The 18788-nt window shown below is 62.0% G+C and carries 7 protein-coding genes; 1 reads left to right on the top strand and 6 read right to left on the bottom strand.

Annotated elements, in window-relative coordinates; translation table 11 throughout:
* Positions 1-147: 147 nt before the first annotated feature.
* Entirely contained in the window at positions 148-1146 is a 999-nt protein-coding gene (locus G6N82_RS14015; RefSeq protein WP_165197466.1) for a transglutaminase-like cysteine peptidase, read from the top strand.
* A gap of 127 nt (positions 1147-1273) precedes the next feature.
* On the opposite strand, the gene G6N82_RS14010 is transcribed toward G6N82_RS14015, so the two are convergent.
* Genes G6N82_RS14010 through G6N82_RS13985 form a run of 6 tightly spaced genes read right to left on the bottom strand, consistent with a single transcriptional unit; the run spans position 1274 to position 18588 of the window.
* Complete coding sequence (locus G6N82_RS14010; RefSeq protein ID WP_165197464.1) at positions 1274-2563, bottom strand: HlyD family type I secretion periplasmic adaptor subunit; 1290 nt, start codon at positions 2561-2563, stop codon at positions 1274-1276.
* Positions 2560-3594: a cell wall hydrolase gene (locus G6N82_RS14005; RefSeq protein ID WP_241255122.1), complete on the bottom strand. Its 1035-nt coding sequence runs from the start codon at positions 3592-3594 to the stop codon at positions 2560-2562. The genes G6N82_RS14010 and G6N82_RS14005 overlap by 4 nt, the downstream gene beginning before the upstream one ends.
* Positions 3591-5759, bottom strand: a complete 2169-nt coding sequence (locus G6N82_RS14000) for a type I secretion system permease/ATPase (protein WP_277601948.1) — start codon at positions 5757-5759, stop codon at positions 3591-3593. The genes G6N82_RS14005 and G6N82_RS14000 overlap by 4 nt, the downstream gene beginning before the upstream one ends.
* 28 nt (positions 5760-5787) lie before the next feature.
* On the bottom strand, positions 5788-7191 hold the full coding sequence (locus G6N82_RS13995) for a TolC family protein (RefSeq protein ID WP_165197462.1): 1404 nt from the start codon (positions 7189-7191) through the stop codon (positions 5788-5790).
* A gap of 12 nt (positions 7192-7203) precedes the next feature.
* Positions 7204-7917, bottom strand: coding sequence for an OmpA family protein (locus tag G6N82_RS13990; RefSeq protein ID WP_206520231.1), 714 nt, complete (start codon positions 7915-7917; stop codon positions 7204-7206).
* A 27-nt stretch (positions 7918-7944) separates the two neighbouring features.
* Positions 7945-18588 (bottom strand): DUF5801 repeats-in-toxin domain-containing protein, encoded by a 10644-nt coding sequence (locus tag G6N82_RS13985; RefSeq protein WP_165197458.1) that lies wholly within the window; start codon positions 18586-18588, stop codon positions 7945-7947.
* Between the last annotated feature and the right edge of the window lie 200 nt (positions 18589-18788).

The following is an 18788-nucleotide window of genomic DNA, read 5'->3' as shown; positions in this document are numbered from 1 at the left end:
CACCCATTTGCGCCGCGTTAACCATCGAACGCCTTGCGGCAAAAGCCTGCCGCCCGCGCGGCAAGGGGTTTCCGTCAACCTTCCCTAGCGATTTGGTAACCTTGTCTTCAAACCCCGTGGTGACGGGTGCCGGTGCATGTCGGCAGGATGATCAGGAAGACCCATCTTGCCGCAGGGCTTGTCACCAGCCTGCTCGCCGCCCCGCTGGCCGCTGCCACGCCGCCGCTGGCAGTGACCGTGCCGAGCGCCATGCCGCTCGCCGCGGTGGGTATTTCGCAGACTGCCTGCACCGTGCCCTCCGCCCCTGCCCCCGCCCTGCTCGCCGTGCCGCTCAACGCGCGCATGATGAAGAGCGCGGCGATCCTGGGCGGGCAGATGAGCGCGCTGGAGCGGATGAAGCTCGAACAATCGGGCCAGCTGGCGCTTGCCGCCGCGGCCCCTGCCCCTGTGGCGCCGCCCGTCGCGCTTTCGGCCGCACAGGCCAGAGCATGCGATATGCTGGGTGCGGGCAAGCCCGCCGCCGCCTCGCTGGCAGTGAATACCGTGACGGGCGACATGCAGCACCGCTGGGGCGGTGGGCTCCAGACCGGTCGTTTTCTTGGCACCGAGCGGATCGCCATCGGCCGCACCCGCTTCGATGCCTCGTGGGAGCGCGTCGCCGCCGCAGAGCTCACCATGGGCGAGGCGGAGCGCGCACTCGGCACGCTGGCGCAGGACCGCACGCAGCTGATGGCGCAGGTCAACGGCTGGGTGAACAAGGCGATCACCTATCGCCGGGACAGCGCCTTGTTCGGGCGGCGCGATTACTGGGCCGATGCGCGTAGCACGCTGGCACGCCGCGCGGGCGATTGCGAGGACTATGCGATCCTCAAGCTGCAGCTGCTTGCCGCCGCCGGGGTAGCGCGTGAGGACATGATGCTGACGCTGGCGCGCGACACGCTGCGCCGCAGCGACCATGCGGTGCTGCTGGTGCGCGACGAGGGCGAATGGTTCATGCTCGACATGGCGAGCGACCGGGTGGCGAACGCGGCGGCGGATTACGGCTATCGCCCGCTGATGAGCTTTACCGGCAGCGAGCGGTTCATCCACGGCACGCCCACCGGCGAGCTGGGCCCGCGCACGACGCGGCTGGCGCTGGCTGATTGACCACTATCGCGAGTTGATCACATAATCGGCGCGCAGTGCCGCAAGGGCGACTGCCCGCCCGCAGGTGCACCGTAGCGAAGCGGAGGAGCTGCACCGAGGACGCAAGCGCGGACGCGCTTGCATGAAACTATCGTTCGGTCATCGCCTCGCTAAGGCCGCGGGTGATCGGTTTCATCAGATAGCTCAGCACGCTCTTGCGGCCGGTGATGATCTCCACGTCGCAGATCATGCCGGGCACGATCGGCAGGCGCTGCCCGCCGCGCGAGAGGTACGAACGGTCGGTCTCGATCAGCACGGTGTAATAGGTTTCGCGCTCGACCTCGTCATAGACGCTGTCCGCACTCACCTGCAGCACTTCGCCGCGCAGGCCGCCATAGGTCGCGAAGTCATAGGCGGTGACCTTTACATTGGCACGGTCCCCCACCTTGATGAAGGCGATATCCTTGGGCGCGATGCGTGCTTCGATCAGCAGCTTCTCGCCCACCGGCACAACCTGCATGATCTGTTCGCCCGCGCCGACAAAGCCGCCGACGGTGGTGATCTGCACATTGTTGACGATGCCATCGGCGGGTGAGCGCAATTCATTGCGGTCGCGCCGGGCCGCCGCGCCACGAATGGTCTGCTCGTTCACGGCAATGCGCGTGGTGATTTCGGAACGCTCATTGAGCGCCTGCTGGCGGAATTCGCTGCGGGTCGCGGCAAGATCGGACTGGGCCTGGCTGATCGCCGCCTGCGCGCGCGCCACGCCCTGCCGCGCGGCTGCCAGCCGCCCGCGTGTGTCAACGAGATCGCGCTGCGCCGTCAGCAATTCGGTGCGCGGCACGATGCCCTGCGCGGCCAGCGGCTCCAGCATGTTGACCTGGTCCTGCGCCAATCGCGCACTGTTTTCCAATGCACTTACAGTTGCTTGCGCCTCGCCAAGGTCGCGCCTGCGCTGCTCGACTGCGGACGCAAGCGCCTGTTCACGGCTGCGCGCGGTTGCCACGCGCACCGCCTGCAGGCGCTGTTCGTCGGCGCAGACAGTGCCCTCTTCGCAGCCGATTTGCGTACCTGTAGCCTCGCCTTCGAGGCGATCTGCCCGCGCGGTCAGCCGCGCGTTCTCGGTTTCGAGCCGGCTCAGCTCGGGATCCGCGATGTCATCATCCAGCCTGACCAGCAACTGCCCCTTCTTCACGCTCTGGCCAGCGCGCACGAGGATTTCCTCGACCACGGAGGCCTCGGCCGGCTGGACAAGCTGCGCCTTGGACGAAGGGATAACCTTGCCCATGCCCCGCGTCACCTCTTCGGTTTGCGCCAGGCTGGCCCACACCAGCAGCAGCAAAACGGTGGCCGCACAGACCGCGATCAGCTTGCGATTGGCATCCCAATCGGCAACGATTTCATACCACTTCTTGATTGTATTAATCGTAGCGTTCACTTCTCGCCCTCATCCAGGCCGATAGCATTGTCCTCACCCTGGCGCGCCAGGGTGGCGTTGTAGGATCCGGTGGCGTTCACCGGATCGGGGATCGAAAGCCGCCAGCTCTTGGTGGTATCAATCCGCCCGCCCACATCGGCGGGGGCATGCCGGTCAGCGACATGCGGCGTCACGGTAAGTCCCGGCACATATTCCGGCTCGACTGGTCCCAGCTCAGCTTCGAGCATGCCGCGCAGACGGTCATAGTCGATTGCGGGTACCGCCTCGTAACCGTTCCAGCGACCGATAAAGGCGCGGTTGTTGCCCGCACTGCCGGGGAACCGATAGAAGATGTGCGTACCGATCTGCGTGATCTTGGCGAGGGTAAAGGCCCAGCGCGGCACCACATAATCGGCATGGTAATGCGTGGCGGTACCGACCGAGGGTTCAACCGACCCGGCCAGCATGGCTTGTGCAACCGCCTTGGATTCGCCCCACTGCCGCGCCATCGGCTGGCGCAGCAGCGCGCCATCGCAGGTAAAGCTGAATTGGCAAACGGGCCGGTAAACACCTTCGTATACCACGCCGCAGACTGAGTTTGGATAAGCGGGGTGCTTCAGGCGATTGAGCACCACCTGCGCCACCGCGCGCTTGCCCTGCAGCGGCTCGTTCGCCGCTTCGTAATAGATTGCCTGCGTCAGGCAGGTCAGCGCGCTGTTAAATTGCGCACCGCCCTTGGGAATGGCACTGAAACCAGCGACCTTGCCAATTGGCAGATCGGCGATCGGGATCATCGCGTTGCGTTCCTGCGCGCTGGTTCCTTCGATCAGGAGTTCGGCCTGCGTCCCCTGATCAAGGTTTTTGAGCCGCGCGACTTCGCTCGATCGCATGGCTATGCTGCTTTCCGCGCGCGAGGGATCGGGCGTGCCAATGACCAGTGCCAGGCCCACGCCGACAAACGCAGTCAGGCCAATTCCGACGGCCAGCCAGCTGCGGGTCGCGCCGCTGCTGTCACGCCAGGCCTTGGAAATCGAGGCGAGGTGGGCTGTCACTTTGCTGCCTCACCGCCACTGGCGCCCTGCGGCATGCCGGCTTGTGCCGCGGCACGCGACAGGATCGCCTGCTTGCTGCCGTCCGCCACAACCTTGCCCTTGTCGAGCACGATGATGCGGTCACACAGTTCGAAAAGGGCCGGGCGGTGCGTCGAAATCAACAAAGTCTGGTCAGGCGAAATCGACTGCTTCACGCGGTCGACAAACTGCCGCTCGGTCTGCGAATCCATTGCGCCGGTCGGCTCGTCCAGGAACAGCAGTTCGGAGGGCGAAACGAAAGCTCGGGCCAATGCCAGAAAGCTGCGCTGGCCGCCGGACAGGCGGCGGCCCTGCTCACCGACCGCACGGTCAAAGCCGGTGTCGTCGCGGGCAAGGAATTCATCGGCGCCGCTCATCCGCAGCGCTTCGAACAGGCGCTCGTCCCCAACCTCGGGCGCGCCGAGCGCAAGATTGTCTTTGATCGAACCGGTAAACAAGGTGGCATCCTGACCCACAAAGCGGAAAGCATTGCGCAGGTCCTGCGGCCGGAACTGCCGCGAGTCGATGCCATTTACCAAGAAAGCGCCTTCATTCGGCTGATAAAGTCCGCAAATTAACCTCCCCAGCGTGGACTTTCCCGAAGCGACACGCCCGATCAGGCAAATCCTTTCACCCGGCTTGATGGTGAGGTTGATCCGGTCAAGCGCCGCCACCGGCGCATCGGGATAGGAGAAGCTTACATCCTCCAGCTTGAGCGTGGCCTTTTGCACCGTTGCGGGCAGCATGGAAGAGCCCTGCTTGCGCTCGTCGGGCACTTCGAACAGACGCTCGATCGATTCGAGCGTTTCGCGCGCCTGGCGGCCACGGGTCAGCAGGAAGGCGATCTGGCCGACCGGCGCCAGCGAGCGGGATGACAGCATCACCACCGCGATGATCGCGCCCATGGTGATCACCCCGGCGTCGAAAAGGTAATAGCCACCCACCACCAGGGCGATCGACGAAACCTGCTGGCACGTCTGCGCCAGCCCCACCGCGATCGACTGTATCTTCTTCAGCCGCTGCTGCGACACGCTGCCGATATCGGCCAGATTGTACCAGCGACCCATCATGGCGCGTTCGCCATTCATCGACTTGAGCGTTTCCATGCCGGCCACGGATTCGACCAGCAGTGTCTGTTGCAGGCCATGGTCCGCCTGTGCATCGCGCGCGGCATCGGTTACCTTGCGTTGCAGGAAGAAGCCGGCAGTCCCCATCACTGCCATGGCCACGAGCGGGACCAGCGCCAGCCAGCCCGCGATATAGGCGATCACGGCCACGAACAGCACCAGGAAGGCGATATCGACGATCAGGACGATCGTGGTCGAAGCGAAGAAATCGCGCACCACGGCATATTCGCTGACCCGCGCGGCGAGCGCGCCGGTATTGCCCTGGCGCGAGGCCAGCGGCAGGCCCATGACCCGTCCGAACAGTTTCTGCGACAGCTTGATGTCGAGCCGCCGGCCAATCTCGTCGATCACATTGGTGCGCGCCGATCGCAGCGCGAATTCCATCGCGAAAGCGAGCAGCACGCCGATGCCGAGCACCCACAGCGTCGAAACCGCGCGGTTGGGGATCACCCGGTCATAGACGTTCATGGTGAACAGCGGCAGCGCCAGCGCGAGCAAATTGATGATCGCCGAAGCGACCAATACGGCGCGGAAGGCCTTGCGTTCCTTGCGCAGTTCGCCCCAAAACCAGTGATGGCGGGCCTTCTGGTGCCACGGCGCCTCTTGCTCGCGCAGTGAATCCGGATCGCCGAATATGCTCAGGAACTGCCCGGCATATTCCGCCGCTACTTCGTCGCGGGGCATCCAGCGCGCTTCGCCGCTGTCGGGCGTCCACAGCAACAGCTCGCCTTCGCGCGCCTCCTGGATCACCGCGCCCTTGCGGTCGGTGGTCGAGATCAGAGCCGGATAGGCCGCATCCTGTGTCGGCAGCTTCTTGTAGTCACGCCGGTCGAAATCGAGCCCGGCCAGTTCGATCGCGGCCTCCGCCTGGTGGAACGGCAGACGCCCTGCGGCATCGCGCGCCAGCGAGTCGAATTGCAACGGGGAGAAAGCCACACCATAACGGCGGGCCAACTCCCCGATACATTTTATCAGCGGGTCATTCGCCTGCAGCGCGTCCAAGTTCCTGTTCTGCAGCACGAAAACCTCGCATTCGTTTTAACCAAGTTCAGTTGGCATAACGGCGATAATCGGTTTCCGCGTCCTTCGAAGGACCATAGTCAAACCGCTCACGCTCGTTCTTGCCCGCACCCGCACCCGGCGCCACGTCAAGCGCGGTCAGGAGGCGGTTGGTGGCTGCCAGGATCTGGTATTGCGCAAAAATCTGAGAAAATCGTGAAGTTTCCAGATTCACCTGCGTGTTATAGCGGGTGTTTTGCGCATCCAGCACGTCGAGCAGCGAGCGCCGGCCGACGTTGAACTGGCTGCGATAGCTCAGCAGCAGGTCATCGCTGACTTCGGACTGGCGCGTCAGCGCACGCCCGATGTTCTGCTGCGCTTCCATCGCGGTCCACGAATTGGCTGCGTCTTCCTCGGCCCGGCGGACCATCTCATGCAGGCGATAGCGAGCCTGCGAAGCGCGGTGCACCATTTCCTGGTACTTGCCCTGGGTCTGGCCGCCGTTGAAGATGTTCCAGCGCATGTAGACACGCGCCTGAACGTCGTTGGTTTCGCCAGCAAAGCCATCGATGTCCTCACCGATCCGGCCGCGCACATCGACGCCGACGGTCGGGAAGAAATCGCCCTTCGCGTTCATTACCAGGCCATGAGCGGCATCGACATCCGCCTGCGCTTCACGCACCAGCGGGTTGTCGGTGCGCGCCATGCCGATCGCCATTTCGCGTGAAGCGGGCAGCGAGGTCGACAGGTCGGGTGGCAGGCTGGCCGAGAAGATCGACAGGCCGGTGAGCCGGCGCAGCGAGTTCTGCGCCAGTTCCAGGCCCTGCTTCGCTTCTTCTTCACGAACGACGGCCGATTGCAGCCGCTCTTCCGCCTGTTGCAGGTCAGCAACCGAAATCGATTCCTGTTCCACGCCCTTGGTCAGATCGCCCACCAGGGTTTCGTGGAAAGCGCGGTTGTCAGCGCTCGCCGCAACAACGCGCTGTTGCAGAAGCACGTCGAGATACTGGCGCGCCACCTGCAGTGCGATGAACTCCGACCGTTCGATCACACGCAGCGACGCACCGTCGACACGCGCAGCCTGGCGCAGCAATTCACCCCGGCGGCGGCCGAAGTCGAACATCGTCCAGTCGATCGTTCCCTGCGCCTCGAGCGGATAGAGCTCGTTATCGGCAATGCCGAGGTTGCGGCGGGTGTTGTTCTCCAGGCGCCGGATCCCGGCCGACGCTTCCAGGTCGACGCGCGGGTAATACAGCGACTGGGCCTGTTCGCGTTCGAACTGGATCGCCTCGGTATTGTACTGCGCCTGCAGGATTTCCGGATTGGCCATCATGGCCGTTTCGATCGCTTCGCGCATCGACACCGTGCCCTCGCCCGACTGCGCCAGCGCAGCCGGAGAAGCGGTGGCAAGCAGGACGGCGGCGGCGAAGCTCGTGATAGTGGTTGTCTTCATGTCACCCTCCCCTTAGCGGACCTTGATTTCCACACGGCGGTTCTGCAGCTCGCGCACACCGTCTTCGGTGGGCACGCGCGGCTCTTCCTCGCCCCGGAATTCGACCGTTACGCTGGCGCTCGGCACCGCCGGGCGCAGCATGTCAGCCACGTTATTGGCGCGTTCCTGCGACAGCTTCATATTGTAGGAATTCGAACCCGACTTGTCGGCATGGCCGATCACCATCAAATTGGTCCAGTTGCAGGCCGCGCGATTGGCAGCGATGAAATCGACCACCTGCTGCGCTTCGGTTGCCGGCGGAACCGGATTGTCCCATTCGAAGAAGATCAGCGCCGGATTGTCGCACTGGGCCGGCGGCGGCGGCGGGAGCGGCGGCGGCGGCGGTGCCGGCGGGGCCGGAACGCGCTGCATCAGCTCATAGGCCTTCAGGCACTTGCCGATCGACACCGGGTCCTTGGTGCGCGACTTGAGGTAGCCCAGCGCAATACCGCATTGAGCCTTTGCCTCATTCGCCCAAATGTAGCGCGGATCATCAGCGTTGGTGACTGCCGGATCCTTCGACAGGGCGAGGGCCGCGTCGAAACGCATCTGGATCTCGCCGCGCAGGCTGCCGACATCCATCGCCATCAGCCGGTCGAAGTCGCTACTTTGAGCGAGCGCGGCCTGGTGGGTGGCCAATGCCACCACCAGCGACGCACCTGTCGCCATTATCTTGGTCAACCGCATATCATTCCCCCTGGTCAAGGATCCCTATCAAGCATTGATTGCCGCAAGGACTGCCGCATCTTCGTGCGTGTCAGCCATCGCATTGTTGCCGTGGAAGGCAAATGCACCCGCTTCAATCATCTGAGCCAAAGCTCCGCCATCAAGATAGCTGCTTTCGCCCGAGTTTCCAACGATATCCGCATTATCGCCCGCGAGGTTGTCGATCATCAGGTCAATCGAGCTTTCCGCCATGACGTCATCGACGATGGCAGCCAGTTGCGGCAGCCCTTCGCCAATGTCGCCATCGCTTGCATCGGCCAGCTGCGTGCCTGAAGGCTCCGCCGTCGGTTCAAGCGCCAGCAAGGCGTCCATCATTGCGGGATCGACATCGCTGCCGGTGGCAAAGGCGGCATCGGAAACTGCACCGGTGCTGCCGTCCATCCAGGTGAAACTGGCGGTGCCGAACACCGTCACGTCACCATCGGCTTCCGAGGTCTGGATGCCGTCGGATACGAGGTCGATCGACTTGATGCCGGCCTGCTCGAGCGTCTGGAACTCGCCAGCCTCGAACACGGCGTCGCCATCGTCCATCCAAACCCCAAATTTACCATAAGCGGAGTCGGAAGCGTCGAGGACGTTATCGCCATTTTCATCATATTTAGCTGCAATCGCTTCGAGATCGGTCATGTCGCCACCGCCGAACACGAATTCCGAAGCATCGTTCACGATGCCGTCGCCGTTCATGTCATAGGCCAGGATGGCGCTGCCCGCGGCTACCCAGGCGGTTTGCGTCTTCACGCCATCGCCGTTGTAGTCATAGGCCAGCCCGCTGCTGAGCGGAGTGAAGCCGTTGCCGCCGCCGTCGAGGTCGAGAACGACGGGGACAACCGGATTGACCACCAGCGTCTGGTTGAAACTGTCGCCATCAGCGTCGGTCACAGTGACGTTCAGGTTGAGCGTCAGAGCTTCCGAAGTCTCTGTAATGCGCTGGATCCCGATATCGGTGATCTTTACCACGTCGTTATCGGTAAGCACGGATGGTCCTGAATAGACCGTGCCCGTGGTATCGGTCGCGGCAGATCCAACCGCCCCGTTGAACTCGTATGCCGTCAGCGTGATACCTTGGGCCGAGGTCAGGAACTGCGCACCGACGATCTGGTAACCTGCCGGCACCAAGTGCGCATAGTCAGCCGCTTCTATCACGATCAGGCCCTGATTGGCGCCGGTCAATGTCGGGTAGCCCGCCTGATTGGTGGTCAGCACGTCGTTGGAGTCGATCTTCAATGCCACAGTGGTCAAAGTGCCAGGGATATCACCCGGAAGTGCCAACTTGAGCACGACGATGAAGTCTTCGGATCCGCTGTTGAACTGGTCGATCTGGATATAAAAACCGGTGGCCGCAGCGGTCGGATCTTCCCCAGCTATATTGCCGGGATCCGCATTGTAGAAGTTGAAGTCGATAACTTCGCCTTGCTGGATCGAGTTGCCCGCAACCCCGGTGTTGGCCGAGGACAGCTGCACCCAGCTCTCGTTCCCAGTGAATTCTCCGCTGCTCAAAGCCAGTGGTGCTTCCCTGCCAGTGAACTGGACGTAGAAGGGATCACCATTGAACGCCACGTTTGCGACTTCCCACTGCGACGCACCGCCATAGGGATTGGTATCGGAGTTGAGGTAAGTAATCGTTGTATCGCCAAACACAGAAGTGAGCGAATAGCTCTGGATCGGCGCGTCCAACGTAACCGTCCACTGGCCGCTATTGGTGTTGAACGATACCGTGCCGGTTGCGGCAACCGTGGTGCCTGGCTCATCGGGGTTGGGAGCATAAGTGAAGCTTATATCGTAGGTATCGATGCCGTCATTGGGATCAGCATCGTTGAGTGCCACACCGGTAGGCTGGATCGCCAAGCCCCCAACTGCGCCTGTGAAGCTATTGAGCACTACTTCAATGCCAGTCGGGTTGTCGGAGCCAATGTCATAAACGAAGGTGCCGGTGCCGGTTGGCGAGGCACTGTCGTCCAGGATTGCAGCTGTCTTGCTCGTGAAGGTCGGCCCATCGTCCTCGAAATGGAACGAGTCACCGATATTCACCGTCTGGCTGGCATAGTCGCCATCGCCGTCGGTGATCTTCGCGGTCAACGTGATCAGGCCAGCTGCCATGGTCTCAGCTTCACCTGACAGGAACGTCTCCGCCGGATCGGCAGTGTTGTCATGCTCGATCGCGCGCAGCTGGGTCAGTGTGACGATGCCGGTGGTTGGATCCACGGAGATCGTGAAGGCCACATCGCCGTCGGTCTGCAGATAGCCTTCGATCGTGTTCGGATCGCCGGCTTTGACCCGCAACAGGATCGACTGGTCGGTGATCGAGTCAGTCAGGCCGGAAGCTGCGCCGCCCAAGCCTAGAGTGTAGACGATCGCGGCGGAGGCAGCCGCACCATCCGCGCCGTAAACCGGAGTGAACAGGCTGGCGAAGCTGGCGCTGGCGCTGTCGGTGATGTCGGTATCGTCAGTCACAAGATCCGGCGCAGCGGTCGAATTGCTGGCGAAGGTCGGGCCATCGTCGCCGAAGATGATCGTCACCGTCGCGTCCGGGCTGACTTCATTCTCGCTGTCAATCGCGTTGTAAGTCAGGTTCAACGATACAGCGCGTTCTCCGTTATCGGCATCGCTAGTTGGTTCCGGATGCAACACGTTCTGCAGCAACGTCATCGTGTAGTTGCCAGTTGCCTGGTCGACTACGATCGTGAAAATGGTGCCACGCGAGCTGGTTGCGGTCAGCGTGTCAGTAGCGTCATTCCAGGTCCAGCTGATCGCTTCGGTTCCCAGAGTGCCCGACCCGTCGGCGAATGAATAGCTGCCTGGGGTGTCGTTTCCGAACGAACCGTTAAGGTTGCCTATGGTGATTGCCTCGGTATCGCCTGGCTGGCCAGCATTCAGGTCACCCCCATTCGCGTTAATGTCATCGCTTGGCGAACCCGTCAGGTTGGCATTGGCCAATCCGTCGTCGTCCACCGCAGTAACGTGGTTCGGAGCAAACGGATCGCTATCGTCGACAAGGTTGATGGTTACCTGCTTGGTTACCGCATCGCCATCCCCATCGGTAAGCGTGTAGGTGAAAGTAACCATACCTTCTTCGCCGGCCGCGGGGGTGTAGGTGAAGGCACCCGTCGCAGAGTTGAAGTCCAGTATGCCAAGGCCATTGTGGTCATCGTTGTAGGTGTATGCACCCAGTCCGTCAGCGCCCGCTGAGTCATTGGTGCCCACGTTGCCGGTGACTGCCGTGTTTTCACCACCCTGATCGGCCTGGTTAAAAACATCGTCGGTTGCTTCCGGCGTGTCATCATTCACCTTGACCGTGAAGGTTCCAGTCTTGGTATCGCCGTCGGCATCGGTCACCGTGTAGGTGAGATCGAACGCGGGGTTCGATTCGGTCTGGTCGCCGACCAGGTGATGGTCGAGCACGCCGAGCTGCGTAACGGTATATTCGCCGGTGGTCGGGTTGACTGTGACGCTGAAGACATCGTTGTCGCCATCGTTCGCGGTCAGCGTGTTGCCGGCCCAGGTGAAGGTCACGGTCACGCCGTTCACGATGACGGACTGGCCATTCATCGAAGCCAAGGTGATCGTGCCTGCACCGTCGGCGCCAAAGTCATGCGCCAGCGTACCGGTAAGGACCAGCGAGGAGGCAACGTCGCCGTCACCGCCCGGATTGCCATCCGAACCAAAGTCATCGTCGTCCAGCTGCACCATGGCATTGCTGCCGGTGCTCGGGCCGTCGTCTTCGAAAGCGAACTTGTCGCCGATGTTGACAGGAGCGCTAGTGACGCTGTCCTCATCGCCATCGGTGATGGTCGCGCTGATGCGGATCAGGTCGGCCGCCATGGTTTCGGCATCGCCATTGGCGAAGGTCTCGTCCGGATCTGTTGCGTCGTCGTGCTTGATCGCACGCTCTTGCGTCAGTTCGACCGTGCCGTTGGCATCGACTGTGATCGTGAAGGCAACCGTGGTGGGCGAGCCCGCCAGGTAACCTTCGATCGTGTCGGTGCCGACCAGGCGCAGCAGGATATTCTGGCCGGTCACCGCATCGTCGAGACCCGAGTCCGTGCCATTCACACCGTTGATCGACAGCGCATAGGTGATCGCATCGACCGCCGCCGCACCATCCGCGCCGTAGAGCGGCGTGAACAGGCTGGCGAAGCTGGCGCTGGCGCTGTCGGTGATCAACGTGTCGTCAGTGACGAGCGTATCGACCGTGTTGGTGTTCGCACCAAAGGTCGGGATATCGTCTTCGACAGTCACGCTGACCGCATTGTTCGACAGGGTGATTTCGTCACCGTCGAAGTCGGTCGCAACGATCGCGCCGCCGATGTTGAAGCTCAGCGTCTGGTTGTCGTTGTTCGCCGGATCGTTCGGCAGGTGATCGACCTGATCTTTCAGCGAAACCTTAACGCTCCAGTTACCGCCGGTGTTAACCAACTCGACCACGATCACATGGCTCGATGCGTCGGTGATATTGGCACCAGTGTAACCCACCAGCTTGCCGCTGGCATCGATGCCCCAGTTAACCGTTACGCCGCCCGAAGTCAGGTTCGGATCGGTGAACCCAGCCAGGTTGAAGGCAAAGCTGCCGGGCGTGTCGTTGCCGAAATCGACCAGCGCGTTGAGCGAACCGGACTCTTCGGTGTCCACACCATCGCCGTCGGTGTTGCCCCCGTTCAGTTCGTCTTCATCGACCTGGACATTGACCGTCGCATTCTGCGGGGTCGGTAGATCGTCGTTGAACTTCAGGTTGCCGCCGAGGTCAGCGGTCTGCGTGTCGGAAACCGGATCGTTGTCACCGTCGGTGATCGTGACGCTGTAGGTCGCGTTGATCAGGCCATTCGCCAGCACCAGCTGGGTGTCGGTCGCCGAACCGTTGTCGGTGTGATCGAGCACACCCGACTGTTCGAGCGTCAGTTGGCCCGTCGTCGGGTTAACGGCCGCGACGAATACGACGTTGGTGCCGAAATCGACATCGCCCTTGGTCGCCGCAGTAGAAGCGACAACCGAGTTGCCGTCCTGGTACAGGTAGACCGTGGCGTTGCCCGAGGTGAAGCCGCTGTTGATGCCAACCGTGGCATCGCCCAGATCGGTATCGCCCAGCAGGTCGATGCCATAGGTCTCGATCACTGCCGACCCCTCGCCATCAGCACCATAATCGGCGGCGGAGACGAACAGCGCGACAAGCGACATGCTGTCGGTATCGACAATGTCTGCGTCCGACGTGATCGCCACCACGCTGTTGTTGTCGATGTTCAGCGCGGTCACGCTCGGGCCGTCGTCCTCGAAGACGATGTTGGCCGAGATGTCGATCGCATTACTTTCAACCTGGTCGCCGTCAAAGTCCTCGACGGTCACGACTACGCTGATTGCGCCATCGTCAAGGTCGATCGGCTCGTCCTGGTTCGGATTGAGCGGATGCTGCAGCGAGAGATACTGCTCGACGGTCACCACGCCGGTGCCGCTGTTGATCGCAATCGCGAAGGCAGCCTGGCCGGCGAACGGGCCATTGTCGACCACGCCGACGATCACGTCGCCCACCATCTGCAGCGTGATGGTCGAACCGTCGGTCAGCGTCACATCGCTGAGTGCCGCGGTGTCGATCTGCAGTGAATAGACCGGGGCCGGACCCTGACCGTCTGCCCCGTAGACCGGATTGCCGGCGGCAAAGGTGACAACCGCGGTACCGCTGGTCGCACGCGAAATCGCGCCGTCGCCCGCCACATCGGGATCATTGCCCTTCACGATCGAACCGGTGTTGATCGTCGCTGCACCAGCACCGTCGCCGCTTTCGTCAAGCGTGACGTCAGCATTGGCGTCGAGCTGGATCGCAACCACGGGGATATCGTCAACAATGCTGACTTCGATCGGGTTGCCACCCGGATTGCGGCTGTCGACGATCACGTTGGCGAACTCGTCAACCACCACATAGTCGAAGCTCTCGACATCGGGTGCGGTGTTGCGGCCGCCCCCTGCACTGTGATCGAATTCCTCGTTCAGCGTATAGGTATAGGCGCCGGTCGCAGCCTGCAGCACGATCGTGCCGTAAGCCGTGGTCAGAGTGTAGGTATCGTCGCTGGCATCGCCGGGGGTGCCGTTGTCGTTGAAGGTGCCGCCCACAAGCTGGTAGGTCAGCGTAGCCGAGCCGGAGGCTCCGCTCACTACGATCTGGCCGCTGGCCACCTCCGACTGGTCGGAATTGAGTGCCGGATTGGCAAGCTCGCCGGTTCCGTCAGCCAGGCCCTTTTCATCGACCGTCAGCGCATCGACCGTGGCAGAGCCGCCTACATTGGTGACGTCGATCGTCAGGTTGGCCGTCGCGCGGTCGCCATCGCCATCTTCGATCGTGTAGCTGAACACGATCTCGGCATCGCCGTCGACCGAATTCGTCAGCGAATCAAAGGCATAGGTGCCGTCGGTTGCCAGCGTCAGCGTACCCGCCGAAGTGACGATGGTGATCGTCCCGTCAGGCGCGACGGTCTTGCTGACGAAGGTCACCCCCTGATCGGCGCTTACGAACGCTGCATCGACGACCGGGCCGTTGTCGGCATAACCGTCAGCACCCGCCGAATCGTCGGTCACGACATTGCCGCCGGTGCTCTCGCCCTCGCCAACCGTGTCATCGTCAGCAACCGCGACAGCCATGTCATCGTCGATGCTGATCGCCAACTGCGAGGATACAGTGTCCCCGTCGCCATCCTTCGCAACGATGCTCAGGTTAAGGACCAGGTTGTCCTCATAGCCGATTTCCGGCCCATCGTTGGCACCGTCCGCGTCAGTCGACGGATGATCGAGCGCGCCCAGCAGCGTGAAGCTTGCGGTTCCCGCATCAACATCGAATACCAGCGTGAAGACCGGGTCATTGATGTCGGTCGTGTAACCGGTCAGCGTGTTGGTGGCCGCATTCCAGTCATAGAGCACGGCGACACCGCCCGAGGTAAGCGCAATCGGGCCAAGGCTCGGATCTGCAGTGGTCACCGAAGCGACCGAAACGGTCAGTTCGTCAGCATTCTTGCCGTCTGCTCCGAAGTCCACGGCGAACACGATCGCGGCGCTGTCGCCACCGGCATCGTCGCCAGCGGCATTGTCGCCATTACCGCTGCCCAGTGAGTCTTCGTCGACTGCTACGCTAGCTGTATTCTGTTCGCCTACTTGCGGACCGTCGTCGGTAAAGGTGAAGGCGTCGCCGATATCGATCGACTGTGAAGCCTGGTCGCCATCGCCATCGGTGATTTCCGCGGTCAGCGAGATGACGTCGGGTACCATCGATTCAGCATTGGCACCTTCTTCAAGCGCATCGGCTGGATCGTCATGCTCAATCGCGCGCAACTGCGTTTGCGTGACGTCGCCGGTCGCCGGATCGAGCGTCAGCGTGAACGCAATCGTCGTCGGCGAGTTGGCGAGGTAACCCTCGACCACATTACCGTTGACCCGCAGAAGGATGTCGTCACCCGAAGCGGTATCATTCAAGCCCGAATCCGTGCCGTTGCCGTCCTTAAGGCCAAAGGAATAGACGATCGGATCGGTCGATGCCTGGCCATCCGCACCATAGAGCGGCGCAAAGGCGGCAGCGAAATTGGCGCTGTCGCTGTCCGAACCATTGTCGCCAACAAGCGTATCGTCGGTCACCAGGGTCGGGGCGGGCTCTGCCTGCTCGCCGAATTCCGGCGTATCGTCATTGAGGTTGATGGTGAGCGTGCCGGTGGCGGTGTCAGTGTCGCCATCGGTCACGGTGTAGGTCAGATTGAAAGTCGCGCCGGCTTCCACATCATCGCCGCTCGCGTGATGGTTGAGCGGGGCGAGCTGGGTGACGGTGTATGCGCCGGTGGCCGGGTTCACCTGAACGGTGAAAACGTCATTGGTGCCGTCATTCGCGATCAGCGTGTCGCCAGCCCAGTTGAAGGTCACAGTCACGCCGTTGATGTCGACCGTCTGGCCGTTCATCGCGGCAAAAGTGATGCTGCTGGCGCCGTCGGCACCGAACTGATGCGCCAGAATGCCGGTCAGGTTGGCGCTATCGGGATCCGTATCGCCAGTGCCGCCGGGGTTGCCGCCCAGCGCGTCATCATCGAGCGCGACCGGGGCGTTTTCGCCTGTCAGCGGCACATCGTCGATCACCCGTACGTCAAGCGAGGCATCGTCCACCGAACCGTCGGTGTCTTCGATTTCAACCGCAAAGCGGTCGAACACATCGTCTTCGCCTGCATCATCGTGATCGAGCGTGTTGGTGCCGAGCGTATAGTCATAGGTGACAGTGCCGCCGATGATCGAACCGTCTGGTGCCTGCTGCAGCGTGACGCTCTGGATCGTCAATGTGCCGTAATCGCCCGTGATGGTAGTCGGGAACGTGCTGCTGTCGAGCAGTTGAGCTGCGGTGAAGGTTTCGCTGCCGATCTTGAGAGTTACCAGCCCATCGACCGACTTGAAGGTAAATGCTCCGTCCGGCACCGGCTGGGTCAGCGGTTCCTTAGTGGTGTCCGTGCCAAGCGGCAGGTCGTCTTCGTCGACGGTCACTTCAGGTGCGTCGAGATCGAGTCCTTCGATCACTACCGGATCGTCAGCACCGTTAACCTGGATCCGCAGCTGCGCGGTCGAGGTGTCACTGTCGCCATCGGTGATGGTGTAGCTGAACACCTCGTCGGTGAAGATATCGTTGGAATCGAGCCCCTGTACCAGCGCGTAAGCGTCGGGGTTCTGTTCCTGGGTGTACAGCGTGTAAGTGTAATTGCCGTCGGCATCGACCGTGAGCGTGCCGTATTTGCCCGGGACCGTCTGGCCAAGCCCACCTGAAACGGGGCCATCAACGTCGCCCGCGACTACGCCGGTTACGCTGGCACCGTCAGCACCCTCGATATCGGCGACGCCATCGGTTGCGTTCGCATCGTCGCCGCCTACACCGGTCAGCACATTGCCATTGGCAACCGCCGGACCGTCTTCGGTGACCGAGTCAAAATCATCCTTTGCTTCCGGCTCGTCATCGATGATGGTGATGACGAGGTCATCGTCGGCCTTGTCGCCATCGAGGTCGGTCACGACCACTTCGAACGACACCGAAGTGTCATCACCCGAGGTGTTGTCGCCCAGCGTGTATTCATAGGTGATCGTGCCGTCACCGGTCACCGGGTCATAAGTGTAACCGGTGATCACCAGCGTGCCGGTGGCATTGTCGACGATCGTCTGCGGCAGGCTGCCTGGAGTGATCGCAACGCCGTTGACCGTCACGCTCTGGACGCCGTCGGGCGAATTGAAGGTGATGGTGCCGCTGGTGGTTTCGGTATCGGCTGTTTCGTCGGTGCCTTCCGGCTCCAGCGGATCGCCACGCTCGGGCAGGCCGCTTTCATTCACGACAGTGCCATCGCCGATCTTCGGCAATTCGATGTTGTTGCCCGCGTCTTCGATATTGATGGTCAGCGTCGCGGTGTCGCGGCTGCCATCCTGGTCGGTGATGGTATAGGTGAAGCTCTCGCTCACCCCGCCCGGCGTGTTGAAATCGCGGACGTAGGTATAGGTGCCATCGGCGTTGAGCGTCAGCTTGCCATAGGTTCCCTGGATCGTTTCGCCCGGCTGCGCGGTCGTCGCGCCCTTGGCAAAGCTGACGACCGCTTCAAGGCCGCCCTCGCCGACCGGATAGTCATCCGCGCCGGATTCGTCATTGACCAGCACATTGCCGCCAATCGGGGCATGGCTGCCGGAAGGCACGATGCCGATATCGTCGGCGGCGATCGGGCTGTCATCCTCGACCAGGATCTTGAGCGAGGCGCTGGCGGTGTCGCCATCGCGGTCGACCACGGTGACGAAGAAATTGCCGTCTTCGGTCTCACCAAGCAGATTGTCAGCCAGTGTGTAGCTGAAGCCGATTTCGCCGGCCGCTAGGTTGATGCTGGTAATCGTCAGCGTGCCGAACGGAGTCGTGAACTGCTGGCCGACGCTGGTGATTTCAACGCCGTTGAGGATGATCGCGGAGATGCCGTCGGGCGAATTGAACACGATCGTGCCCGTGGTCGTTTCGGCATTGGTTTCGTCGGCGGTGCCTTCGGGCTCTTCGCCACGCTCAGGCAGTCCGCGCTCGGCAACAGTGGCGATGGCATTTTCAACGCCGACCGGATTGTCTGGCGTTTCGATGACAACATCGGGCTCGTTGTTGTCGAACGGAATGATTTCTTCGTCGGGCTGCGGCTCGTAGAACAGTTCGGTGTAGGGCAGCAGGTCGCCGAGGTCGAAAGCGTCCTGCAGGTTGAGCTGGCTATCCTCGAAATCGCCGCCCGAGCTCGGCGGTGCGCCGGGCAGGTCTTCCGGGTTGAAACCCTCTTCATCGGGCGACAGCGGCAGGCCGTTCAATGCAGCCGAAACCACCAGCGGCGAAAGCGCGGTGCCGTCGATCACGATCTGCGGCGTGTTGATCGCGCCATCGGGGATGATGATGGTCGAACCATCGGCCAGGGTGATCACCAGATCGCGCCCCACCACGGCGAAATTGTCCAGCGTCGTGCCCGCCGGGAGGGTCACCACCCCGTTGGCGTCGGCAACCAGAATTCGCGTTCCGGCCGAAGCACTTGCAGGCGAATCCTGATACCCGTTCGAGCCAGGCTGCACAGCATCGTTGATGCTGTCATCCCGTTCAAAACCCCCGCGCTTGCCGCCTTCAAAATCAACCATGGTAAGACCCCTCTAAGGTGAACCGGACCATCCGGTTCAGCTGGCAAGACCGAAATGTGTGGATCAGCCGCATTGCTGCTTCCAACCACCCGTAAGAGTGCTCAATTTCGATCTTGCGGCCCGTTTGTATTTGCCATCCGGTGCCCGATACGACTCGGACCAGTGGCGTTTTGTTAGGTAGAGGAAACCAGTGAATCGCT

Origin of the sequence: Altererythrobacter sp. BO-6, assembly GCF_011047315.1 — a bacterium.
GTDB lineage: Bacteria > Pseudomonadota > Alphaproteobacteria > Sphingomonadales > Sphingomonadaceae > Erythrobacter.
The sequence above is the reverse complement of the archived record's forward strand: the minus strand, read 5'-3'. Positions and strand labels throughout refer to the sequence as shown.

Coding starts and splice junctions, on each gene's coding strand:
- G6N82_RS14015 (WP_165197466.1), top strand. CDS start 148: ATGATCAGGAAGACCCATCTTGCCGCAGGGCTTGTCACCAGCCTGCTC.
- G6N82_RS13995 (WP_165197462.1), bottom strand. CDS start 7,191: ATGAAGACAACCACTATCACGAGCTTCGCCGCCGCCGTCCTGCTTGCC.
- G6N82_RS13990 (WP_206520231.1), bottom strand. CDS start 7,917: ATGCGGTTGACCAAGATAATGGCGACAGGTGCGTCGCTGGTGGTGGCA.
- G6N82_RS13985 (WP_165197458.1), bottom strand. CDS start 18,588: ATGGTTGATTTTGAAGGCGGCAAGCGCGGGGGTTTTGAACGGGATGAC.